This window comes from Curtobacterium sp. NPDC089185, from assembly GCF_040685235.1.
Classification (GTDB): domain Bacteria; phylum Actinomycetota; class Actinomycetes; order Actinomycetales; family Microbacteriaceae; genus Curtobacterium; species Curtobacterium citri.
The window spans coordinates 177,026-201,012 of sequence record NZ_JBFBHK010000001.1 but is presented as its reverse complement, the minus strand read 5'-3'; the positions used below and the strand labels follow the sequence as shown (position 1 = coordinate 201,012).

General features: G+C 71.9%; 20 protein-coding genes. 17 read left to right on the top strand and 3 right to left on the bottom strand.

What is annotated here, in order from left to right:
* Positions 1–98 precede the first annotated feature (98 nt).
* The 11 genes from AB0N84_RS00920 (at position 99) to AB0N84_RS00870 (ending at position 13,360) form a co-directional block, all read left to right on the top strand.
* On the top strand, positions 99–1,697 hold the full coding sequence (locus AB0N84_RS00920) for an ABC transporter substrate-binding protein (RefSeq protein WP_363543140.1): 1,599 nt from the start codon (positions 99–101) through the stop codon (positions 1,695–1,697).
* Between the two features lie 23 nt (positions 1,698–1,720).
* Complete coding sequence (locus AB0N84_RS00915; protein ID WP_363543138.1) at positions 1,721–3,121, top strand: M14 family zinc carboxypeptidase; 1,401 nt, start codon at positions 1,721–1,723, stop codon at positions 3,119–3,121.
* The gene (locus AB0N84_RS00910; protein WP_363543387.1) at positions 3,121–4,062 is read left to right on the top strand and encodes an ABC transporter permease; all 942 of its coding nucleotides are present in this window, start codon (positions 3,121–3,123) and stop codon (positions 4,060–4,062) included. Before AB0N84_RS00915 ends, AB0N84_RS00910 begins: the two co-directional genes overlap by 1 nt.
* Positions 4,059–4,949, top strand: a complete 891-nt coding sequence (locus AB0N84_RS00905) for an ABC transporter permease (protein ID WP_363543136.1) — start codon at positions 4,059–4,061, stop codon at positions 4,947–4,949. The genes AB0N84_RS00910 and AB0N84_RS00905 overlap by 4 nt, the downstream gene beginning before the upstream one ends.
* Before the next feature lie 69 nt (positions 4,950–5,018).
* Positions 5,019–6,428, top strand: coding sequence for a serine hydrolase (locus AB0N84_RS00900; protein WP_182045745.1), 1,410 nt, complete (start codon positions 5,019–5,021; stop codon positions 6,426–6,428).
* Entirely contained in the window at positions 6,425–6,994 is a 570-nt protein-coding gene (locus AB0N84_RS00895; RefSeq protein ID WP_182045747.1) for a transcriptional regulator, read from the top strand. The genes AB0N84_RS00900 and AB0N84_RS00895 overlap by 4 nt, the downstream gene beginning before the upstream one ends.
* Positions 6,991–8,640 (top strand): ABC transporter ATP-binding protein, encoded by a 1,650-nt coding sequence (locus tag AB0N84_RS00890; RefSeq protein ID WP_363543133.1) that lies wholly within the window; start codon positions 6,991–6,993, stop codon positions 8,638–8,640. The genes AB0N84_RS00895 and AB0N84_RS00890 overlap by 4 nt, the downstream gene beginning before the upstream one ends.
* Before the next feature lie 27 nt (positions 8,641–8,667).
* Positions 8,668–10,074, top strand: a complete 1,407-nt coding sequence (locus tag AB0N84_RS00885; RefSeq protein WP_363543131.1) for a serine hydrolase domain-containing protein — start codon at positions 8,668–8,670, stop codon at positions 10,072–10,074.
* Positions 10,075–10,168: 94 nt separating this feature from the next.
* Positions 10,169–11,749: a sensor histidine kinase gene (locus tag AB0N84_RS00880; protein ID WP_363543129.1), complete on the top strand. Its 1,581-nt coding sequence runs from the start codon at positions 10,169–10,171 to the stop codon at positions 11,747–11,749.
* Between the two features lie 37 nt (positions 11,750–11,786).
* On the top strand, positions 11,787–12,449 hold the full coding sequence (locus tag AB0N84_RS00875; RefSeq protein ID WP_289457651.1) for a response regulator transcription factor: 663 nt from the start codon (positions 11,787–11,789) through the stop codon (positions 12,447–12,449).
* 14 nt (positions 12,450–12,463) lie between these two features.
* Positions 12,464–13,360 carry an EamA family transporter gene (locus AB0N84_RS00870; RefSeq protein WP_363543127.1) on the top strand — a complete coding sequence of 299 codons (897 nt, stop codon included), beginning with the start codon at positions 12,464–12,466 and terminating at the stop codon, positions 13,358–13,360.
* A 36-nt stretch (positions 13,361–13,396) separates the two neighbouring features.
* Here AB0N84_RS00870 and AB0N84_RS00865 read toward each other — a convergent pair whose 3' ends face one another.
* The 3 genes from AB0N84_RS00865 to AB0N84_RS00855 form a co-directional block, all read right to left on the bottom strand.
* On the bottom strand, positions 13,397–13,549 hold the full coding sequence (locus AB0N84_RS00865) for a hypothetical protein (protein ID WP_181429186.1): 153 nt from the start codon (positions 13,547–13,549) through the stop codon (positions 13,397–13,399).
* A 96-nt stretch (positions 13,550–13,645) separates the two neighbouring features.
* Positions 13,646–13,969 carry a hypothetical protein gene (locus AB0N84_RS00860; protein ID WP_069711526.1) on the bottom strand — a complete coding sequence of 108 codons (324 nt, stop codon included), beginning with the start codon at positions 13,967–13,969 and terminating at the stop codon, positions 13,646–13,648.
* 48 nt (positions 13,970–14,017) lie between these two features.
* Positions 14,018–15,076: a LacI family DNA-binding transcriptional regulator gene (locus AB0N84_RS00855; protein WP_363543124.1), complete on the bottom strand. Its 1,059-nt coding sequence runs from the start codon at positions 15,074–15,076 to the stop codon at positions 14,018–14,020.
* A 103-nt stretch (positions 15,077–15,179) separates the two neighbouring features.
* Between AB0N84_RS00855 and AB0N84_RS00850 the strand changes: the two genes are divergently transcribed.
* The 6 genes from AB0N84_RS00850 (at position 15,180) to AB0N84_RS00825 (ending at position 23,829) form a co-directional block, all read left to right on the top strand.
* The gene (locus tag AB0N84_RS00850; RefSeq protein WP_182045762.1) at positions 15,180–16,475 is read left to right on the top strand and encodes a sugar ABC transporter substrate-binding protein; all 1,296 of its coding nucleotides are present in this window, start codon (positions 15,180–15,182) and stop codon (positions 16,473–16,475) included.
* Positions 16,475–17,347 carry a sugar ABC transporter permease gene (locus AB0N84_RS00845; protein WP_182045764.1) on the top strand — a complete coding sequence of 291 codons (873 nt, stop codon included), beginning with the start codon at positions 16,475–16,477 and terminating at the stop codon, positions 17,345–17,347. The genes AB0N84_RS00850 and AB0N84_RS00845 overlap by 1 nt, the downstream gene beginning before the upstream one ends.
* Positions 17,344–18,309 carry a carbohydrate ABC transporter permease gene (locus AB0N84_RS00840; protein WP_220456183.1) on the top strand — a complete coding sequence of 322 codons (966 nt, stop codon included), beginning with the start codon at positions 17,344–17,346 and terminating at the stop codon, positions 18,307–18,309. The genes AB0N84_RS00845 and AB0N84_RS00840 overlap by 4 nt, the downstream gene beginning before the upstream one ends.
* Complete coding sequence (locus tag AB0N84_RS00835) at positions 18,309–19,676, top strand: glycosyl hydrolase (protein ID WP_363543121.1); 1,368 nt, start codon at positions 18,309–18,311, stop codon at positions 19,674–19,676. Before AB0N84_RS00840 ends, AB0N84_RS00835 begins: the two co-directional genes overlap by 1 nt.
* A gap of 63 nt (positions 19,677–19,739) precedes the next feature.
* On the top strand, positions 19,740–22,769 hold the full coding sequence (locus AB0N84_RS00830) for a glycoside hydrolase family 38 C-terminal domain-containing protein (protein ID WP_363543119.1): 3,030 nt from the start codon (positions 19,740–19,742) through the stop codon (positions 22,767–22,769).
* Between the two features lie 85 nt (positions 22,770–22,854).
* On the top strand, positions 22,855–23,829 hold the full coding sequence (locus tag AB0N84_RS00825) for an endo-beta-N-acetylglucosaminidase H (RefSeq protein WP_363543117.1): 975 nt from the start codon (positions 22,855–22,857) through the stop codon (positions 23,827–23,829).
* Positions 23,830–23,987 lie beyond the last annotated feature (158 nt).

Genomic DNA, 23,987 nt, shown 5'->3' with positions numbered 1-23,987 from the left:
AGTGAAAGGAACCTTGTGCTCGGGTTTGCGCGGCCCCTACCGTCTCGACCACGACGACCGGGCCCGAACCGGACGCGCTTCGACTCGAGGAGTTCAAGATGCGACGCAGGACGATCGCGGCGGTGGCCGCAGCGGCCACGCTGGCGCTGGTGGCCACCGGCTGTTCGGCCACCGGGAACGGGAACGGGGACGCCCAGGGCGGCTCCGGCGGGAGCCTGGTCTACGCGACCGGCGAGCCCGACCACCTGACCCCGGGCCGCCAGACGGTGGCCTTCACCCAGACCATGAGCCTGTTCGCGCCGCTCACCGAGACGGACGCGAAGGGCGGACTGCACGACGTCGCCGCGAAGAGCGTCGAGTCGAGCGACGCCACCACCTGGACGATCACGCTCCGCGACGGCTGGACGTTCCAGAACGGCGAGGCCGTCACGCCCGAGAGCTACGTCAAGGCCTGGAACCACACCGCGTACGGCCCGAACGCCTGGGAGAACAGCGGACAGCTCGCCGCGATCGTCGGCTACTCGGACCTCAACCCCGACTCGGGCACCCCGAAGACGAAGGAGATGTCGGGCCTGAAGGTGACGGGCAAGGACACCTTCACGGTGACGCTCACCCACGCGGACAGCCAGTTCCCGCTCCAGCTCAGCCAGGCGCAGACCGCGTTCTACCCGATGCCCGAGGCCGCGTACAGCGACCTGAAGGCCTACGACGCGAAGCCGATCGGCAACGGCCCGTACGAGATGACCGAGAAGTGGACGGCGAACCAGCCGTTCACGGTCAGGGCGTGGTCGGGCTACGAGGGCACGAAGGCGAAGACGGAGGACGTCACCTTCAAGAGCTACGCCGACATGAACACCGCGTACACCGACGTGCTCGCCGGCAACGCCGACGTGCTGTTCCTGCCGACGGACAAGATGACCAGCGCCTCCGGTGACTTCGGGGACCGCCTGCACTCCTTCGACGCCCCGGGCATCGACTACCTCGGCTTCCCGCTGTGGGACGAGCGGTACGCCGACCCCGACGTCCGACGGGCCATCTCCATGTCGATCAACCGGAAGCAGGTCAACCAGGCCATCTACGGCGGCCTGTACGAGCCGGCCACCGCGCTCACCCCGCCGGGCATGTCCGGCACGCAGGAGGGCATCTGCGGCGAGGCCTGCGAGTTCTCGCCGTCGAAGGCGAAGGCGCTCCTGGCGAAGGCCGGCGGGTTCGACGGCTCGATCACCCTCGTCTACCCCGGCGGCAACGGCCTCGACTCGCTCTACCAGGCGTACGCGAACCAGATCCGGCAGAACCTCGGCGTCGACACCGAGGCGAAGGCCACCACCGACTGGGCGTCGTACTACTCGGAGCTGACCGACAAGAAGATCGAGGGACCGCACTTCGGGCACTGGGGTGCGCTGTACGCCAGCCAGCAGAACACCCTCCGCGCACTGTTCACCAGTGCGGGTGGCTGCGCGCCGTGCACCGGCTACTACCAGTCGGACGAGGTCGACTCGCTGCTCGCGAAGGCCGACTCCGCGGGGTCGCAGGACGAGGCGAACGAGTACTACGCGCAGACGCAGGAGGCCGTGCTGCGGGACTTCCCGGTCGTGCCGACCTTCTTCGACAAGTACTCCTACGTCGTGAGCGACAAGATCGCCTCGCTCCCCGCCGTCGACGGCAGCCCGGTGGTCCAGGCCATCACCGTCCAGTAGCCGCAGGAAGCGATCCGCACCGCATGGACCAGCGCACCGTCCTCCGTCTCGTCACCGAGGTCCCCGACCGCGACGGCTTCCCGCTCGTCGACGACCTGCACGCCCGGTTCGCCGCGCTCGCCGCGTCGCACCCGGGGCAGGTCACGGTCACCCGGATCGGCACCAGCCGCCTCGGGGAGCCGCTCCACAGCTACCGGATCGGGTCCGGGTCGCACGCCGCCGTCGTCGTCGGCGGCGTGCACCCGAACGAGCCGATCGGGTCGTGGACGTCGCTCCACCTGGCGACCTGGCTGCTGGCGGGCGGGACGGAGGAGCTCGACGTCACGTGGCACGTCGTCCCCACGATCGACCCCGACGGCATGCGCCTGAACGAGGCGTGGTTCGACGACCCGTACGACCGGGTGCACTACGCGCGGCACTTCTACCGGCCGGCGCCGGACAGCCAGGTCGAGTGGACCTTCCCGAACAGCCACGGGTCGGTGTACTTCGACCAGGTGCTGCCGGAGACGCTCGCGTTCATGCGGCTCATCGACGACACCGAGCCCGACCTGCTCGTGTCGCTGCACAACGGCGAGATGGGCGGCGTCTACTACTACCTCTCCGAGGACCTGCCCGGCGTGGTCGACACCCTGCACGCCGTCCCGGCGGCACTCGGGCTGCCGCTCGACACCGGGGAGCCGGAGTCACCGTTCCTGCGCGAACTCGCCCCGGCGGTGTTCGCCATGGACGGCGTGGAGCGGGCGTACGACTACCTGGAGTCGCTCGGCGTCGACCCCGCGGAGCACATCCACGGGGCGTCCAGCGCCGCGTGGGCGATGCGGCACGGGGCGCTGTGCGTGGTCGCCGAGCTGCCGTACTGGAGCCACCCGGACGCCGACGACCAGACCCCGACGGCCGAGTCGTACGCGGACCTCCTCCGTCGGTGCGCGGACGACCTCGGCGCCGTGGGGGTCGTCCTGCAGGACGTGCTCGACGCCGCGACGCCCCTGCTCACGATCGAGACACCCTTCCTCGAGGCCTCCCGTGCCTTCGTGCCGATGCTCGCCGGCATGGTCGAGACCGACCGGCTGCGGGCCGACCGGGAACCGGCCGCCCGGAGGGCCACCGTCGCCGAGCGCTTCGGCTGCGAGGACCTCGTCCGGTGCTTCGGGCTCCGCTACGGCGGCATGCTGCTCCGTGCGCTCGAGGCGGAGACGGGTGCCGGCACGGCACCCGCGCCGCTCCGGCGGCTGCGGGACCGGCTCGCGGCGCAGTACGCGCTCTGGCAGGCAGACGCCGGAACGGGGGCGGTGCCCATCCCGGTGGCGACGCTGGTGGGGGTGCAGTTCGGGGCGATCCTGGCCTGCGCAGCGCACGTCGTGGGCGACGGGACGGACGCACCACGCGCCTCCCGACCGGCCCTGGCGACGACGGGAGGCGCGTGATGCGTCCCACGCTCACGGTCGGCCGCCGGATCGGCGGCCTGGTGGTCGTCTTCCTCGGCGTGACCTTCCTCATCTACGCGATGACGTTCGCGCTCCCCGGCGACCCGATCAAGGCGCTCGGCGGCGACCGGCCGCTCAGCGACTCCGTCGTGCGCGCCCTGCGGGCCGAGTACCACCTCGACCAGCCGCTGTGGCTGCAGTACCTGCAGTACCTCGGCGGCCTGTTCCGCGGGGACTTCGGCACGGACTTCAGCGGGCAGTCCGTCGGCGAGCAGATGGCGTCGCGCTGGCCGGTCACGGTCACGCTCGCGCTCACCGCGTGGGCGATCGAGATCGTGCTCGGCATCGGGCTCGGGGTGGTGTCGGCACTGCGCCGTGGCACCCTCCTCGACAAGAGCGTCCTGGTCGGCACGATCGTCGTCGGGGCCGTCCCGGTCTTCGTGCTCGGTGTCGCCCTGCAGCTGGTCTTCTCGGTGCGGCTGCACTGGTTCCCCGTCGCCGGGGCGACCGCGGGATGGCCGACGGCGTACCTGCTGCCCGCGTTCGTCATCGCGCTCTTCGGCTTGGCGGCCGTGTCCCGGCTGACCCGGACGTCGATGATCGAGACGCTCGACGCCGACTTCGTCCGGACGGCCCGCGCGAAGGGGCTCACCCCCGGCCGCATCGTCGGCGTGCACGTCATGCGCAACTCGCTCATCCCCACGGCGACGTACCTCGCCACCGACCTCGGGTACCTCATGGGCGGGACGGTGATCGTCGAGGGCATCTTCAACCTGCCCGGCGTCGGGAACCTGCTGTTCCAGGGCATCCGGTCGCACGAGGGTGCCGTCGTCGTCGGCATCTCGACCGCGCTCATCCTGGTGTTCCTCGTCACGAGCGTGCTCGTCGACCTGCTGCACGCCGCCCTCGACCCCCGCGTCCGGACAGGAGCCTCCGCATGACCACCTCCGCCATCGGCGCCACCGTCCCGCAGGCCGTCGTCACCCGACGGCGACCACTGCGCTCCGCGGTCCGGCGCCCCGGGTTCTGGCTGCCGGCCGGTGTCCTGACCGTCGTCGTGCTCGTCGCGCTCTTCCCGGGCTTCTTCGCCGGCCTCTTCGGGCACGGCGACCCCCGCGTGTGCGACCTCGGGAAGAGCGGTGCGCCCGCCGCAGCCGGTCACCCCTTCGGCTTCGACCTGCAGGGGTGCGACGTCTACGCCAACGTCCTCTACGGAACCCGGTCGTCGATCGCCGTCGCCGTGCTCACCACGGTCCTCGCCGGTGCCGTCGCCGTGGTCGTCGGGACCGTCGCCGGCATGGTCGGCGGGTGGGTGGACGCCGTGCTCGCCCGGCTCACCGACGTGTTCCTCGGGTTCCCGTTCCTGCTCGGGGCGGTCGTCGTCCTGAACAGCGTGGGGGAGCGGTCGGTACTGACCGTCTCGCTCGTCCTCGCCCTGTTCGGCTGGCCGACCATGGCCCGACTCGTCCGCTCGAGCGTGCGGAGCGTCCGGAACGCCGAGTTCGTCCTGGCCGCCCGCACGATGGGCCTCTCCACCTGGCGGATCACCACCCGGTACGTCCTGCCGGCGTCGATCTCGCCGCTGCTCGTCCTCGCGACGATCACGGTCGGAGGGGTCATCGTGTCCGAGTCGTCCCTCACCTACCTCGGCATCGGGCTCGAGAGCCCCGCCATCTCCTGGGGGCTGCAGCTGTCCGCGGCGACGAGCCAGTTCCTCCGGGCACCGCACATGCTCGTCGCGCCCGCGGTGTTCCTGGCGGTGACGGTGCTCTCCGTCATCGCGCTCGGGGACACCCTGCGCGCCGCGCTCGACCCCCGACGTCGCTGAGCGCGTCGCGGCACACGCCGCGGCGCACGACGCGACAGACTCGACCCACCGCTCCTCGAAAGGACCACCGTGACCGACACCCTCGACGCTTACCGGAAGACCCTCCCGTACATCCGGGAGTGGGTGTCGTACAAGGTGTGGCAACTGCGGGTCCCGGGCGTGCAGGTCGCGATCGGCCACGGGGGCGAGGTCCTGTTCGACGAGGCGTGGGGCCACGCCGACGTCGAGGCCGGACGGCGCCTCACCACGACCGACCTGTTCCGCATCGCGTCGCACTCGAAGACCTTCACCGCGACGGCACTCCTGCAGCTCGTCGAGCGCGGCGACCTCCGGCTCGACGACACCGTCGGCACCCACGTCCCGGCCCTCGTCGCGGGCGGGTCGCCGATCGCCGACGCGACGGTCCGCGAGCTCATGGAGATGGGCGCCGGCGTCATCCGGGACGGTCACGACGGGGACTACTGGTCCCTGCAGCGCCCCTTCCCGGACGAGGAGGAACTGCTCGCGCTCGTCCTCGACCGCGGACAGAAGGTCCCCACCGGATCGTCGTTCAACTACTCGAACCTCGGGTACTCCCTGCTCGGGCTCGTCATCGCCGCGGTCTCCGGGCAGTCGTACGACGACTTCGTCCGCGCGTCGATCACCGAGCCGCTCGGCCTGCGGAACACCGGCCCGGACTGGGACCCGGCCCGGGCCGACGACTTCGTGGTCGGGTACACGGGCTTCCACACCGCCCGGACCCGGAAGCGCATCGACCACGTCGACACCCGCGCGATGGCCGCCGCCACCGGGTTCCACGGCACCGCGTCCGACCTCGTCCGGTACTTCTCCCAGCACGTCATCGGGCAGGGCACCCTGCTCAGCGACCACTCGAAGCGCCTGGTCCAGCGGAAGGCGTGGAGCGCCACCGACGACGACGCCGAGCGCGGGTACGGTGCCGGGTTCGTCGTCGACCGGATCGGGGGCCGGGACATCCGCGGGCACTCCGGCGGCTTCCCCGGGCAGATCACGCAGTCGATGTTCGACCCGGCGTCCGGGCTCGTCGTCTCGGTGCTCACCAGCGCCGCGGCCGGGCCGGCGACGCTCATCGCGACCGCGATCATCACGCTCCTCGACGCGGCCGTCGGGGACGACGCCCCGAACGCGGTCGTCCCGGACGACGTCGACGCCGCGACCTTCACCGGGCGCTTCGCGAACCCGTGGGGCGTCACCGACGTCGCCCGCATCGGCGACCGGCTCGTCGAGATCGACCCGTCCGCACCGGCGCCGCTCGACGCGCCGACCCGACTCGAGGTCGTCGACGCCGACACCCTCCGGATGACCCACGGCAACCGGTTCGGGTCCGTGGACGAGGACGTCACGTACGACCGCGACGCCGACGGCGGTGTCCGTTCGATCCGTGCCGGTGGCGGGATGACCATGGAGCCGTGGACGATCCCGACCGAGTCGCCCGCGGTCGCCGCCGGCCTCGAGGCATGAGCGCCGGGGAGCGCCCGTCCGCGGGCACGGACGTGCAGGACGACGTCGTCCTCGAACCGGAGCGCCAGGCGTTCGTCGAGGAGTTCGCGCTCATGTTCAGCGAACTCGCCGGCACGCCGCTCACCGACGCGCGGGTCCTCGGCTACCTCATGATGACCCGGGCCCCGCACTCGTCGTCGTCCGACCTGCAGCTCGCGCTCGGCGCGAGCTCGGGTGCGATCTCGATGGCCACCCGGCGGCTCGCGGACAGCGGCTTCGTCAAGCGGCACACCGTCCCGGGCGAACGCAGCCACTACTTCCGCGCCGAGGCCGACGTCTGGGGGTCCTGGCTCGCCGGGGAGCGTCGGTACCTCGACCGGCAGCGCGACGTCATCGGCCGCGGGCTCGCGATCGTCGAGTCCGGCGGCCACACCGCGGACGGCGACGTGGACGCCGAGGTCCGTGAACGCCTCCGCAACGGCCGCGACTACATGCAGTGGCTGCGCGGGTACCACGTCAAGATGCTCGAGGAGTGGGAGGCCTTCAAGGCGGCCCGCGACGAGACCGACCGACCGGAGACCCCATGACCGACGTCCTCACCGTCGACCAGCTCACCGTCACGTTCGACGTGGACGGCGACGTCGTCCGCGCGGTCGACGGAGCCTCGTTCACGGTCGGCCGCGGCGAGGTCGTGGCCGTCGTCGGCGAGTCCGGGTCGGGCAAGAGCATGACCGCGATGACCGCGATGGGCATCGCGCCCGAGGGGGCCCGCGCCACCGGGAGCATCCGGATCGGGGACCTCGAGGTGCTCGGCGCCGACGAGCAGGTGCTCCGCGAGGTGCGCGGTCGCCGGGTGTCGATGATCTTCCAGGACCCGTCCGCCGCCCTGAACCCCGTCTTCACGGTCGGGTTCCAGCTCGCCGAGGCCGTCCGCCGCGCCGAGGGCGGCCTCGACCGCGCGGCCGTCCGTGCGCGCTCGCTCGAACTCCTCCGCGCCGTGGAGGTCCCGGAGCCGGAGCGTCGACTCGGGCAGTACCCGCACGAGCTCTCGGGCGGTCAGTGCCAGCGCGTCATGATCGCGATGGCGCTCGCCGCGGACCCGGACCTCCTCATCGCCGACGAGCCGACGACGGCGCTCGACGTCACCGTGCAGGCGGAGGTCCTCGACGTGCTCCGGGCGCTCCGCGACCGGACCGGCACCGCGATCCTCCTGATCACGCACGACATGGGCGTCGTCGCCGACATCGCCGACCGGGTGGTCGTGATGCGCCGGGGCGAGGTCGTCGAGCGCGGGACGGCCGTCGGCGTCTTCGCCGACCCGGCCGCCGAGTACACGCGGGAACTCCTCGCCGCCGTCCCGCGGATGGGCACCTCCGTGCTGGAGGCGCGGCCCACGCCCGCCACGGAACCCGCTGTGCCCGTCCTCGACGTCCGGCACCTCGTGGTCGAGTACGGCGGCGCCCTGCGCGGGCGCTTCCGCGCGGTCGACGACGTGTCGTTCACCGTCGGTCGTGGTGAGATCCTCGGCCTGGTCGGCGAGTCCGGCAGCGGCAAGACCACGATCGGACGCGCCGCCGTCGGACTCGCGCCGATCTCCGACGGGTCGGTCCTCGTGGAGGGGACCGACGTGGCGGGCGCGCGCCGCGCCTCCCGGAACACGATGCGTCGCCGGGTCGGTGTGGTCTTCCAGAACCCGCTGCGTTCCCTGAACCCGCGGTACACGGTCGGGCAGACGGTGGCCGAACCGCTCCGCCAGATCCTCCGGCTGCCGTCGGCCGAGGTGGGCCCGCGTGTCGAGCGACTGCTCGCGGACGTCGGGCTCGACGGCGGCTTCCGCGAGCGGTACCCGCACGAACTCAGCGGCGGTCAGCGGCAGCGCGTGGCGATCGCCCGCGCCGTCGCGCTCGACCCCGCCCTGCTCATCGCCGACGAACCGACCAGCGCGCTCGACGTCTCCGTGCAGGCCCGGGTGCTCGACGTCTTCCGCGAGCTCCAGGAGCGCCTCGGGTTCGCCTGCCTGTTCGTCACGCACGACCTGGCGGTGGTCGACACCCTGTGCGACCGCGTGGTGGTGCTCCATCGCGGACGGATCGCCGAGGAGGGACCGCGCGACGCGATCCTCCGGGCACCGCAGGACCCGTACACGCGGCGGCTCGTCCAGGCGGCGCCGGTGCCGGACCCCGTCGAGCAGGCGGCCCGGCGTTCGGCGCGGCTCGCGGCGCTGTCCGGCTGAGGCGGGGCTCGTGCCAGGCTGGTCGGCATGGAGAAGCGCACCGCGTACGAGTCCGTCCTGCCCTACGTCCGTGAGTGGGTCGCCTACAAGGTGTGGCAGTTGCGCCTGCCCGGTGTGCAGGTCGCGATCGGCTTCGAGGGCCAGGAGCTGTTCTCCGAGGCGTGGGGGTACGCCGACGTGGAGGCCGGTCGCCGCCTGACCACGACCGACCTGTTCCGGATCGCGTCGCACTCGAAGACCTTCACCGCGACCGCCCTGCTGCAGCTCGCCGACGCCGGCGCCCTGCGGCTCGACGACACGGTCGGCTCGTTCGTGCCCGCCCTGGTCGAGGCCGGGTCGCCGATCGCGGACGCGACGGTCCGCGAGCTCATGGAGATGGGCGCCGGGGTGGTCCGCGACGGTGCCGACGGCGACCACTGGGCGCTCGACCACCCGTTCCCCGACGCCGACCGGCTCGTCGCGCTCGTCGTCGAGGGCGGCGCGAAGGTGCCCGTCGGGTCCGCGTTCAACTACTCGAACCTCGGCTACGGCCTGCTCGGGCTCGTGATCGAGGCCGTCACCGGGACGTCCTACGCCGAGCACGTCCGGACCGCGATCACCGAACCGCTCGGCCTCGCCGGCACCGGCCCGGAGTTCGACCCGGCACGCGAGGACGAGTTCGTCGTCGGCTACACCAGCCTGCACGACGCCCGCACCCGTCAGCGTGTCCCGCACGTGACGACCGGGGCGCTCGCCGCGGCCACCGGCTTCCACGGCACCGCGTCCGACCTGGTCCGCTACTTCTCGGAGCACGTGCCCGGTCGCGGCTCGCTGCTGTCCGACCACGCCAAGCGCCTGGCCCAGCGGAAGGCCTGGAGCGCCCTCGACGACGACCCGGCGGCGCGCGGCTACGGCGCGGGGTTCGTCGTCGACCGGATCAACGGGCGCGAGGTCCGCGGCCACTCCGGCGGGTTCCCCGGGCAGATCACCCAGTCGGTGTTCGACCCGGCCTCGTCGCTCGTCGTGTCCGTCCTGACGAGCAGTGCGACCGGCCCCGCGGGCATGATCGCCACCGGGATCGTCCACCTGCTCGACGCCGCCGCCGATGAGCACGCCCCGGGGCCGGTGCTCCCCGCCGACGTCGACACCGACCGCTACACCGGCCGGTTCACCACCTTCGAGGGGATCACGGACGTGGCACGCATCGGCGACCGGCTGCTCGCGATCGACCCGACGCAGCCCGTGCCGACCGAGTCACCGGTGCGGCTCGAGGTCGTCGACGAGGACACGCTCCGGATGGCATCGGGCAACCGCTTCGGCTCCGTCGACGAGCTGATCAGCTACGCGCGGGACGGATCGGGCACGGTCACCTCGTTCCGGGGCGACAGCGGGATGACCCACCGCCCGTGGTCGGTGCCCGAGGAGTCCCCGGCGGTCGCCGCCGCCCTCGTCTGACGGCGCGACGGGCGCACGGGGTGGGGACAACCCCACCCCCGATCCGGGAGACGGCAGGATGGGACGCGGGGACGGGCTCCGTGAGGCTGGACCCATGACCGACACCGACCGCCTCGACCAGGCCGAGACCGTCCCGCTGGACCACTCCGCCGCCGACCGGGCACACACCGTCCCGCTGGACGACGCCGTGCCCCAGGGAGCCACGAAGCCCGTGCCCGAAGAGCCGCTGACACCGCCGACGACGACGCCGACGCCGCCGCCGCCGCCGCCGTCGTGGTCGTCGACGCCCGCCGTCGGTGCCGAGCCGACGCCCGTCGTGGGACCGGGCGGCGGAGCAGGGTCCGGTCGGCGGACGACCGCCGGTGGCTTCTACCGCGAGGCCTGGCGGCGCCTGCCGCGCGACTTCGGGTACATGGCGCTGACGGCCGTGCTGCTCTGCACGCTCTACGTGGCGTTCCCCGCGGCGCTGTTCGGGCGGGGCCTGCGCGACCTGTTCAACCCGTTCGTCCTGCTGATGTTCTTCATCGCGCTGTTCGTGGCGCGGTGGGTCGGGCAGTTCGAGAAGCTCCGCATCGGGTGGGCGGACCCCCGGCCGATCCGCCCGGTGGACTGGACCCCGCGGTGGCAGCAGAACTGGTGGACCCGGACCGGCTCGGCGGTCGCCAACCCGCACTACTGGCTGTACCTGCTGCACGCGGTCGTCGTGTACCCGCTCGCGGCGCTCGTCACCGTGGGTGTCGGCGCCGTCCTGGTCGCGGGTTTCCTGTGGCCCCTCCTGCTCGCCGGCGGCTTCGTCCTCGGCCGGACGATGAACGGTGCCCTGCCGTCGCTCGACTTCGTCGACAGCGGCGCGCTGGTGGGCATCGGCACCGCGGCCCTGCTCTCGATGGCGGCCTCGGTCGCGCTCTTCCCGCTCTGGGCGCGCGGCTCGGTCCTGGCCCACTACTGGATCGACGCCGGGCTGCTCGGCGGGTTCCGTGCCGAGCAGCTCGAGCAGCGCGTCGCCGGGCTCCAGGCGTCTCGTGCCGGGGCCGTCACGGCCGAGGGGCAGACGCTCCGGCAGATCGAGCGTGACCTGCACGACGGACCGCAGCAGCGACTCGTCCGGCTCCGCATGGACCTCGCCGCCGCCGAACGCGCCTTCGACCGTGACCCGGAGAAGGCGAAGCGGCTCATCGGCGAGGCGACCGAGCACGCGCAGGACGCCCTCGACGAGCTGCGCGCACTGTCGCGGGGCTTCGCACCGCCGATCCTGCTCGACCGCGGGCTCGTCGCGGCGCTCGAGGCCCTGGTCGCGCGGACGCCGATCCCCGTCGGACTCGACGTCCGGCTGCCCGAGGGGCTCGAGCTCGCGACCGAGGTCCAGCGCAACGTGTACTTCACCGTGAGCGAGCTGCTGACGAACACGACGAAGCACGCGGGCGCCTCGGCGGCGGGTGTCTACCTCGGCCTCATCGTGGACGCCTCCGGGCTCTGGTACCTCACCGTCAGCGTGACCGACGACGGTCGCGGCGGTGCCCGCACGCAGGCCGGCCACGGGATCGAGGGGCTGACCGGACGGATGCGGGCCCTCGACGGCGAACTCGTCGTGAACAGTCCCGAGGGCGGCCCCACCGAGGCCACGGCCCGGATCCCGCTCGGCGCCCTGCACGGGGTCCCGGTCACGAGGGCGTGAGGCCGGGGGAGCGACCGCTCCCACTAGGCTGGTCGGCATGAGCGACGGCCCGGGTGCAGCACGCATCCGGGCCGTCGTCGTCGACGACGCGGTGCTCCTGCGCGAGGGCCTCGCCCGCGTGCTCGACGAGGCGGGCATCGACGTCGTCGGCCAGTACGCCGACGCCGACGCCTTCCTCGCCACGCTGCCCGAGGCCGCTCCGGACGTCGTCGTGATGGACGTGCGGATGCCGCCGACCTTCACCGACGAGGGCGTCCGTGCCGCCGTCGAGACCCGCCGGGTGGCCCCGCGGACCGGGGTCCTGCTGCTCTCGCAGTACGTCGAGGCCACCTACGCCGAGGACGTCCTCGCCGCCGGCGCGACCGGCATCGGGTACCTGCTCAAGGACCGCGTGACCCGGCTCGAGGAGATCGACGACGCCGTCCGGCGCATCGCCGCGGGCGGGACGGTGCTCGACCCCGAGGTCGTCACGCAGCTCATGGGCCGCCGCCGGGACCCGCTCGCCGCCCTGACACCGCGGGAGCGCGACGTGCTCGGGCTCATGGCCGAGGGCCGCACCAACGCCGCGATCGCCCGTGCCCTGGTGATCGGCACCGGCGCCGTCGAGAAGCACGTCACGAGCATCTTCGGCAAGCTCGCCCTCGAGGACACCGGCGAGGACCACCGCCGCGTCCTCGCCGTGCTCGCCTACCTCGGCTGAGCGGCGCCGTCCCGATGGCGACCGCGCCCCGTGTCCCCGCGCCGCTCCTCGCGCTCGCCGCCATGGTGTCCGTGCAGATCGGCGCGGCGGTCGCGAAGACCCGCTTCGACGAGGTCGAGCCGGTGGGCGCGGCGACGCTCCGGCTGGTCATCGGCGCCGTCGTGCTCCTGCTCGTGGTGCGTCCGCGCGTCCGGCACTGGACGCGTGCGCAGTGGACGGCAGCGGCGCTGCTCGGCCTGGCCCTCGGCGGCATGAACGTCCTCATCTACGTCGCCTTCGCGAGCATCCCGATCGGCGTGGCGGTGACCATCGAGTTCCTCGGTCCGCTCGTGCTCTCCCTCGTGCACACCCGGCGGTGGCGGGACGTCACGTGGGCGCTGCTCGCGCTCGCCGGCGTGGTGCTGCTCGGTGTCGGTCCGGCCGCCGTCACCGCGGTCGGGGGCGTGCTCGCCGCGGTGGCCGCCGCCGCGTGCTGGGCGGGCTACATCGTCATGAACCGTCGCGTCGGCGCCGCGATCCCCGGTGTCGACGGGCTCGCGGTGTCGATGGTCGTGGCGATGGTCGTCTCGCTGCCGACCGGCCTCGGTCCGGCCGTCGAGGGCGTCGCTGCGCACCCGACGCTGCTGCTCGTGTTCGGCGCGGTCGCGGTGCTGTCGAGCGTCCTGCCCTACGCGCTCGAGATGCTCGCGCTCCGGCGGATGCCGACGCGGGTGTTCGGGGTGCTGCAGAGCCTCGGCCCGGGGATCGCAGCGCTCGCCGGGCTCGTGGTCCTGCACGAGGCCCTCGCGACGCAGGAGGTCGTCGCGCTCGCGTGCGTGAGCGTCGCGAGCATCGGCGTCACGCTGTCCGCGCGACGCGGCCGGACCCGGCCGGACACGGGGCTGCCGCCGGGCGCCGACCAGGTGCCCTGATCCCGGGGACGTCCGCCGTGCCTCCCGGACGACCGGCTACTCGACGCGGAGGAAGTCCGCGTAGGTGGGCTCCGCCTGCACGCCCGACAGCAGTGCCGGGTCGTTGATCCGCCGCTCGACGTAGGCCGCGATGACCTCGGGCGGGGTGAGCACGTGGGCGACCCAGGACGGCACCTCGCTCTTCTTCACGGTGCCTCCTCGATGGTCGCCGGGTCGAACTACTCGATCGGTGAGTAGTTCGACCGACCGCTGTTCACTGAACGATCCTCGTCGCGGCGGCGGAAGTCAATGCCGTGCGTCCGCCGGATGCCGGTCGGCGCGGTCGGCGCGGAGGGTGCGGTGCTTCACGGCGGACCGCCAGACCCACGCGTCGGCCTGCTGCCCGAACTGCGCCCACTCGACGAGCACGGCGTCGCGGGTCCAGCTCTTCGCGAACCCCTTCACGCGGATGTGGAACGTCGGGAACTGGATCCACGCCCAGACGGGGACGGGCGTGACGGCGTGGCAGACGTCCGGCCCGCGGGCGTCCTCGGACAGGGAGTAGGCGCGCGGGCGTTCGACCTCCGGGTGCTCCGGGGGCTGCCACCGGTTCTCGCGACGCCGTCCCACACCGGTATTCGAACGTGTGTTCGAACCGCCGTCAAGTCCGGCGCGCGGTCACCACGCGGAGCGGTCGGTCGACGGGCGTGTCGGCGCGCGCCCGGTCGAGTCGCGGACGCTCAGGGTCAGCGGCGGCCCCGGACGCGACGGCAGGACCGTCCCGGTGTCGATCTGCTCCCGCAGGAGCACGGCGGCGCGCTGTCCGAGCTCGACGGTGTCGCGGGTCAGCGACGTGACGGAGGGCCGGACGAGCCGGACCATGGCGGAGTCGTCGAACGAGACGATGGACACGTCCGTGGGGACGGCGACGCCCATCTCGCTCGCGACGCCGAGGCCGGCGACCGCGAGGACGTCGTTGTCGTACACGATCGCGGTCGGACGGTCGGGGTGGGACAGGAGCGTCCGGGTCGCCCGAGCGCCCTCGTCGGCGGAGTAGTCGGTCGGGACGGACACGGTCCGCTCGAGCCCGGCCGCGGCGGCGAAGGCCCGGAGGCGCTCCACGCGCATGGCGGTGTGCTCGAACTCCGGCCGGCCCGAGACGTGGGCGATGTGCCGGTGTCCGAGCGCGTGCAGGTACCGCAGGACGGTGTCGGTGGCGTCCGAGTCGTCGATCCACACGCTGGGTGCCGTGCCCTCCGGGGTCGGGTGGGACCCGACGACCACGGCGGGCATGCCGAGCTCCGCGAGCAGGGTGAGCCGCTCGTCCGCACGGCGTGGGTCGATCACGATGACACCGTCCACGCGGTGGCCCCGCCACCAGTCGCGGTAGGTCGCGAGCTCCTCGTCGGCATCGCGGGCGACGAGGAGTGTCATGCCGACGTGCGTGCCGGCGAGCCCGAGCTGGATCCCCGAGATGAGGTCGCCGAAGAACGACTCCGTGCCGAGCGTCCGTGCCGGCCGGTTCAGGACGAACCCGATCGACCCGGCCCGCGCGCCGCCGAGCGCGCGCGCCGCGGTGTGCGGCTGCCAGTCGAGTTCACGGGCGATCTCCTGCACGCGGCGACGGGTCTCGACGGACACCCCGGGCCGGTCGTTCAGCGCGAACGACACCGCGCTGATGGAGACGCCCGCGCGGGCGGCGATGTCGGCGATCGTCGTCCGACGCTTGGAAGCCACGGGTTGACTATAGCGTTTTAGTCGCGCACAGTGGCAAGCAGACACCGGTTCAGGAGATCAGCACTGAACCGCTTGAGCAGGATGACGAAGGAGTCACAACGCCATGAGGACCACATCGAGAGTGACGAGGGGCCGCGCGGCAGCGCTGCTCGCGACCGCAGCCGCCACCGCGCTCGTCCTGACCGGCTGCTCGAGCGGCAGCAGCGGCGCCAGCGGCGGGGGCAGCGGCAAGGTCGACGGCTCGATCACGCTGCAGACCTGGGCGCTCACGCCGACCTACACGGACTACCTGCAGGGCGTCATCGACGGCTTCGAGAAGGAACACCCGGGTGCGAAGGTCAAGCTGCAGGACCAGCCGGGCGACGGCTACGCCGACAAGGTGCTCAGCCAGGCCTCGTCGAACTCGCTGCCCGACGTCATCAACCTGCCCCCGGACATCGCGCTGCCGCTCGCGAAGCGCGGGTTCCTGCAGGACGTCTCGAAGGACGACAGCAAGCTGAGCAGCACGTACGTCGCCGGCGCGTTGGACTCGTACGAGTACAAGGGTCTGGACGGCACCTACGGCTACCCGTGGTACCTCAACACCGACGTCGACTACTGGAACTCGTCGATGTTCGCGAAGTGCGGGCTCGACGCGGACAACCCGCCGAAGACGACCGACGACCTGTTCACCCAGGCGAAGACGATGCACGAGCGGTGCCCGGACGACTACCTGATGAGCCGGAAGCCCGGCCTCGGTGACTTCACGCTCGCCGGCGTCAAGGTGGTCAACGGGGACGGCACGAAGTTCACGTTCGCCGACTCGTCGAAGGCCGCCGACCTGATCGACCGCTACAAGACGGCGTACCAGGACGGCTACATGCCGTCGAACGTCCTCAACAGCGACTACCTCGGCAACTCGACGCTCTTCACGCAGGGCAAGGTCGCGTGGACCACCGGTGGTGCGACCGCGCTGGCCGACATGGAGAAGAGCAACCCGTCGCTCAAGGGCAACGTCACCGTCAGCCCCGCGCTCGACACCCCGCCGCTCTACGTGCAGGGCCTGTCGGTGTCGAGCAAGTCGAAGCACCTCGCCACCGCCGAGGCGTTCGCGCAGTACATGACGAACGCGGAGAACCAGGAGGCGTTCGCCCACCAGGTGAACATCTTCCCGTCGACCACCTCGTCGCAGTCCGACCCGTACTTCTCGAAGGACGACGGCACCGTGAACGGCAAGGCCCGCGTGCTCGCGAACGAGGCGCTCAAGGAGGCGAAGGTCCTCAACCCGGTCGAGGCGAACTCCGCGATGACGGACTTCCTCGATCAGCAGATCGCCCTCGCCATGAAGGGTCAGGTCTCGCCGGAGAAGGCCCTGCAGACCGCGCAGGACAAGATGAACAGCCTGCTGGCCAACGGCTGATGCGCGCCAACCGCTGGTTCACGCCCTGGCTGCTCGTCCTGCCGGCACTCGTCTGGCTCCTCGCGTTCAGCCTCTGGCCGTCGATCAACACCGTCCGGTTGTCGTTCACGAACGCCAGCCCGCTCGGGGGCGTGAGCCAGTGGGTGGGCGTCCGCAACTTCCAGACCCTGCTCGCCGACCCGCAGGTGTGGGAGGCGCTGCTCAACAGCGTCATCTACATGGCGATCTGCCTGCCGCTGCTCACCGTCCTGCCGCTGCTCATCGCGGTGCTCGTGCAGCAGAAGCTCCCCGGCATCGCGTTCTTCCGCACGGCGTACTACACGCCCGTGATCGCCTCGGCCGTCGTGGTCGGGCTCATCTGGACGTGGATCCTCGACGACCGCGGCGTGGTGAACGAGATCGTGAAGGCGCTCGGTGGCGCGGGCATCCCGTTCCTGACCGACCGGTGGCTGCTGCTCGTCAGCGCGATCAGCCTGACGGTCTGGAAGGGCCTCGGCTACTACATGATCATCTTCCTCGCGGCGCTCGGGAACGTCGGCAAGGACCTGCACGAGGCCGCCGCCCTCGACGGCGCCGGAGCGGTCCGCCGCTTCTGGTCCGTGACGATGCCCGGTGTCCGCGGCACCATGACGCTCGTCGGCATCCTGGTGTGCGTCAGCGCGCTCCGGGTGTTCAGCGAGCTCTACATCCTCACCAACGGCACCGGCGGACCCGGCGGGCAGGACAACTCGCTCGTCATGCTCATCCAGCAGTACGCCCGCGGCTTCACCGGCAACCTCGGCTACGCGTCCGCGCTCAGCCTGCTGCTCTTCGTGGTGACGCTCGTGCCGATGCTCGCCCTCGCGCGCATGAACAGCAAGGCGGACAAGTGACGAACACGACCAGCACCACGGAACCCGTGATCGGGGGCGCCGCCGGCGCCGCCGCACCCGCACCGGACGTGACCGGCGGGACGGACGGACGCCGCGCCTCCAGGCCGACACCACGGAAGCGCCGCCAGGTCTGGGGCGTCATGTCCACCCGCGAGAAGGTCGTCCGCTACGTCCTGCTGATCGTGGTCCTCTTCATCACGATCGGCCCGTTCCTCTGGCAGCTCTCCACCTCGCTCAAGGGCGCGGGCGAGGACATCTACACCGCGAACCCGTCCTTCATCCCGAGCGAGCCCACGTTCGACAACTACCTCAAGGTGGCGGCGGCGATCCCGGTCTTCCGGTACATCGGCAACTCGCTGCTCGTGGCGGCGATCGATGTGTTCGGCAACATCGTGTTCGCCACCCTCGCCGGGTTCGCCCTCGCACGCCTGCAGTGGCGCTTCCGCAAGCTCGTGCTCGGCCTGTTCCTGGCGACCCTGGTGCTGCCGGGCGAGGCGACGATCATCAGCCAGTTCGTCACCGTGAAGGACCTCGGTCTCGCCGACAACCTGGTCGGCGTCGCACTGCCCGGCATGATCGCCGCACTGAACGTGCTGCTGATGTTCAACGCGTTCCGACAGATCCCCGAGGAGATCGACCAGGCGGCGGTGATGGACGGGGCGAACGCGATGCAGCGCCTCCGGTACATCTCGCTGCCCGCCGTGCAGGGGACCATCGCCGTGATCGCGATCTTCTCGTTCATCGGCGCGTGGGACGACTTCCTCTGGCCGCTCATCGTGCTGCAGTCGCCCGAGAACCTGACCCTCACCGTCGGGCTGCAGTACCTGCAGGGCACGTTCGCCACCGACCAGCGCATGATCGCGGCGGGCACCATGATCGCGTTCATCCCCATCGCCGTGATCTTCGCCGTCCTGCAGCGCTTCTTCTTCAAGGGCGTCGAAGAGGGCGGGGTGAAGGGCTGATGCGCTTCGGCGTCAACCACACCCCGTCGGTCGGCTGGTTCCACTCGTGGCTCGACTTCTCGGCGTCGGACACCGCGCGCGACCTCGAGCAGATCGCCTCCCTCGGCGCCGACCACGTGCGCATCTTCCCGCTGTGGCCCGTCGTGCAGCCGAACCGGACGCTCATCCGGCAGCGGGCGCTGGCGGACGTCGCCACCGTCGTCGACATCGCCGGGTCCTTCGGGCTCGACGTGAACGTCGACGCGCTGCAGGGGCACCTGTCGAGCTTCGACTTCCTGCCGTCGTGGCTCGAGAGCTGGCACCGCCGGAACCTGTTCACCGACCCGGACGTGGTCGCGTCGACCGCGGCGTACGTCGAGGCGCTCGCCACGGCGGTCGGCGACCGGCCCAACCTGCTCGGCGTCTCGATCGGCAACGAGGTCAACCAGTTCGCCCATGCCCCGCACCCCGCACCGCACGCCACCACGGCGGAGCAGGCGCACACGTGGGCGGCGGCGATGGTCGCGGCAGCGCGACGCGGGCTGTCGACGGCCACGTCGGCCGGCCGGGAGGCCCGTGACACGTCCGCCCCGACGGTCGCCACCGCCTCCGGGTCGCGTCCGACCCCGCTGGTCACCGTCGCCCAGTACGACGCGGCCTGGTACGACGACGCGCAGCCCTTCGGCCCGGAGCACGCGGCGGACCACGGCGACGCGACGGTCACGCACTCGTGGGTGTTCAACGGCTCGGCGGCACTGCACGGCGCACTCGGTGCCGGGTCGGTGCGGCACGGGGAGTACCTCCTCCAGCTCGCGGCGGCCTGGAACCGCGAGCCCGGGCGGCCGAACTGGCTGCAGGAGGTCGGCGCCCCGACGAACGTCGTCGACCCCGGCGACGCCGCGGCCTTCACCGAGCGGACGATCCGGCACGTCCTCGGTGCGCAGGACGTCCTCGGTGTCACCTGGTGGTGCTCGCACGACGTCTCCCGGTCGCTCGCCGACTTCCCGGAGCTCGAGTACGACCTCGGCCTGTTCACCAACGACGGCCGGCTGAAGCCCGCGGGCGAGGCCTTCGCCGCGCTCGCCCGTTCCGGTGCGACGTCGACGGCGGTCCCGCCGTCGACCGCGATCGTCCTCGACGACGTCCGGCCCGACGGGTCACCCCGCTCCGACACCCGAGCGGACTGCGCCCCGGGCGGTCGGTTCGCCGCCGCGTGGCTGGACTGCGCCGAGTCCGCGCCGGACGGCCGTGGTCCGCAGGTGCTGCTCCGCTCCCGCCTCGGCGACACCGCCCTGACCGCGGCCCGGGGCATCACGAGCATCGTGGACGTGCCGGACGACACGACCGGCGCACCGCTCGTGGTCGCGCACCCCGCCGCCTTGCCCTGACGACCCGACGCCCTGACGCCCCGACGACCATCCGCTGCTCCCGTTCCTCCCTGGAAGGACCCCATGCACGACGACATCCCCCTGACCACCGGACGCGCCCGACGGGTCCTCGACGAGCGGATCCTGCCCGCGGTGCACGCCGTCTCGACCCCGCTCGACACCGCCTGGCACGAACTGCCCGGGGAGCCGATCGCCCCCGCCTCCGGTCTGGAGCTCGCCTTCGAGCCGTACGAGGTCGGGACGCCGTGGGGAGCGGCCTGGGGCACGACCTGGTTCCGGCTGACCGGCACCGTGCCCGCCGAGTACGCCGGACAGCGGGTGGAGGCGGTGATCGACCTCGGCTTCGACAAGAACATGCCCGGGTTCCAGTGCGAGGGGCTCGTGTACCGGGCCGACGGCACGCCCGTGAAGTCGATCAACCCGCGGAACCAGTGGGTGCTCGTCACCGAGCGCGCCGAGGGCGGCGAGTCCGTCGAGCTGCTCGTCGAGGCGGCGTCCAACCCCGTCCTGCTCGACTACCACCCCTTCCTGCCGACGCAGGAGGGCGACGTGCAGACGTCGTCGTCGAAGCGCCTGTACACGAGCCGCCGGATGGACCTCGCCGTGTTCGCGTCCGAGGTGCACGAGCTGTCCCTCGACCTCGAGGTGCTCCTCGAACTCCAGGCGCAGCTGCCCGACGCTCCGCGGCGGATGCGGATCCTGCAGGCGCTCGACGACGCCCTCGACCGGCTCGACCTGCAGCGCATCGCGGCGACCGCCCCGGACGCCCGGGCGGCACTCGTCGACGTGCTCGCCGCGCCCGCCGAGGCCTCGGCGCACACGATCTCGGCGATCGGGCACGCGCACATCGACTCCGCGTGGCTCTGGCCCGTCCGCGAGACGATCCGCAAGGTGGCCCGCACCACCTCGACGATGACCGAGCTGATCGACCAGACCGACGACTTCCTCTACGGCATGTCGAGCGCGCAGCAGTACGCCTGGATCAAGGAGCACCGCCCCGAGGTCTACGCGAAGGTGCAGGACGCCGTCGCCGCCGGCCGGTTCCTGCCCCTCGGCGGCATGTGGGTCGAGTCCGACACCGTGATGCCGACGGGTGAGAGCATCGTCCGGCAGTTCTCGCAGGGACAGCGGTTCTTCGAGCGGGAGTTCGGCATCCGACCGAAGGGCGTCTGGCTGCCGGACAGCTTCGGGTACTCGCCGGCCCTGCCGCAGCTCATGCGCCGCGCGGGCTTCGAGTGGTTCTTCACGCAGAAGATCTCGTGGAACCAGGTCAACAAGTTCCCGCACCACACGTTCCTGTGGGAGGGCATCGACGGCTCGCGGGTGTTCTCGCACTTCCCGTCGATGGACACCTACAACTCGCGGCTGAGCGGGGAGGAGGTGGCGAAGGCCTCGCGGCAGTTCCGCGAGAACCGGCTCGCCACCGGGTCGATCGCGCCGGTCGGCTGGGGCGACGGCGGTGGTGGCACGACCCGCGAGATGACCGGCACCGCCGCGCGGCTGGCCGACCTCGAGGGGAGCGCGAAGGTCCGGTGGGAGCACCCCGACGCGTTCTTCGACCGGGCGCGGTCCGAGCTCGAGCACCCGCCCGTGTGGGTCGGCGAGCTCTACCTCGAGCTCCACCGCGCGACCCTGACGAGCCAGCACCAGACGAAGCAGGGCAACCGTCGGTGTGAGCAGCTGCTCATCGAGGCCGAGCTGTGGGCGACGACCGCCGCGGCCCGCACCGGGTTCGTGTACCCGTACGACGAGCTCGACGCGCTCTGGCAGCAGGTCCTCCTGCAGCAGTTCCACGACATCCTGCCCGGCACCTCGATCGCCTGGGTGCACCGCGAGGCCGTCGCAAAGTACGCCGAGACGGCCGCAGCGCTGACCGCGATCATCGAGGACGCGCTGTCGGCACTCGCCGGTCCGGGGACGGAGACCGTCGTCGTCAACCCGGCCCCGTTCCTCCAGGCCGGTGCTCCCGCGCAGGGTGCGGTCCCGGCGACCGACGTGCCGGAGGCGACCGCGGTGTCCCTGGAGGAGCAGGACGGCGGCTTCGTGCTCGCCAACGACCTGGTCCGGGTCGTCGTCACCGCCGAGGGGCTCGTGACGAGCGCCGTCGACCTGACCACCGGGCGCGACGCGATCGCCCCCGGCCGGGCCGCGAACCTGCTGCAGCTGCACCAGGACTTCCCGAACATGTGGGACGCGTGGGACGTCGACCGGTACTACCGGAACCGCGTCGAGGACCTGGTCGCCGTCGACTCGCTGGAGGCGTCGGTGGACGACGCCGGGGCCGCACGCGTCGTCGTGTCGCGCTCGTTCGGGGACTCCACGGTCACGCAGGAGATCGTGCTCGCGCCCGACTCCCGCACGCTCGAGTTCGACCAGGCCACCGACTGGCACGAGACCGAGAAGTTCCTCAAGGTGGCGTTCCCGCTCGACGTCCGCGCCGAGCACACCATCGCCGAGACGCAGTTCGGCGCGCAGAAGCGGGTGACGCACACGAACACCTCGTGGGAGGCCGCGAAGTTCGAGACCTCGATGCACCGCTACGTGCTCGTCGAGGAGCCCGGCTTCGGCGTCGCCCTCGTGAACTCCTCGATCCACGGGTTCGACACCACGCGGGACGCCGAGGACGGACACGTCACCACGACCGTGCGGCTGTCGCTGCTGCGGGCCCCGCGGTTCCCCGACCCGGAGACCGACCAGGGGCTGCAGACGCACCGGTACGGGGTCGTCGTCGGGACCGACCAGCTCGGCGCGACCGCTGCCGGCGTCGTGATGAACGCGAGCGCGCGGACGGTGACCGGCGCACACGGCTTCGACCCGCTCGTGCAGGTGTCCGGTGACGTCGTGCTGTCGAGCGTGAAGCTCGCCGACGACCGGTCGGGCGACCTGGTCGTCCGCGTGTACGAGCCGAGCGGCCGACGGGGGACCGGCGGGATCGCCGTGGCCGAGCCCGGCGTCTTCGGTGACCCGGTCGAGGTGACGCTGCTCGAGGAGGTCGACGACTCCCTGCCGGGCGTCGCCGCGGTCACCGACGGTGTCGCGGCCTTCCCGGTCGACGCGTACGAGGTGCGGACCTTCCGCTACCCGCGCGCCTGAGACCCCGCCGCCGGGGGTTCGGGTCCCCCGACGGCGGTCCCCGGTCGACACCGGTCGACCGGTCCATCGCTCGATGAGGAGTGACATGAAGCAGTCCGTGAAGATCGGCATCGTGGCGGCGCTCGCCGCGATGCTCGCAGCACCGATGGTGCCGGCCGCAGCGTCGGCGGCACCTTCCCCGACCGGCCTCTCCCACGGGGTCGGCGCGCACCACCGCGTCGGGCACGGCGTCGGCCACGGGCGGCAGCCGCACGCCGTCCCCACGAAGGACGGCCCGACGAGCATCGCGTACGTCGAGGTCAACAACGACCAGCTCGCGAACGTCGGCCGTTACCAGCTCGCGAACGGCGCGAACGCGTTCGACGTCGCGATCATCTTCGCGGCGAACATCAACCGGGACGCGGACGGCGACGCCGTGCTGTACGCCAACGAGAACGTGCAGCGCACCCTCGACGACGCCGCCACGCAGATCCGCCCGCTGCAGGCGAAGGGCATCAAGGTGTCGCTGTCGGTCCTCGGCAACCACCAGGGCACCGGCATCGCGAACTTCCCGACGCAGCAGGCGGCCGCGGACTTCGCCGCGCAGGTCTCCGCGACCGTCGCGGAGTACGGCCTCGACGGGGTCGACCTCGACGACGAGTACTCCGACTACGGCACGAACGGCACCCCGCAACCGAACCAGCAGTCGATCGGCTGGCTCGTCAGCGCCCTGCGCGCGGACATGCCCGGCAAGCTCATCTCGTTCTACGACATCGGCCCGGCGTCGGACGCCCTGTCGTCGTCGAGCAGCACGATCGGCTCGCAGCTCGACTACGCCTGGAACCCCTACTACGGCACGTACTCGGCGCCGTCGATCCCGGGGCTCGGGAAGGACCGGCTCTCCGCGGCGGCGGTCGACGTCCAGAACACCCCGGAGTCGACGGCGGTGTCGCTCGCGGAGCGGTCGCAGGCCGACGGGTACGGCGTCTTCATGACGTACAACCTGCCGGACGGGGACGTCTCGCCGTACGTGTCGTCGCTGACGCAGGTGCTCTACGGGCAGGCCGCGACGTACCACTGACGTCCGTTCTGTACGGCGGCTCGCGCCCCGTGGCTCCTGGTTCCGGCCGGGAGGCGCGGGGCGCGTCCGTCCCGCCGTGTCGGTCGCGCGGAGGACACGGGTGTACCCCGTACGTGGGCTGTCGTATCCCTGCAACGCAGCGTGGAATGGATGGTGCG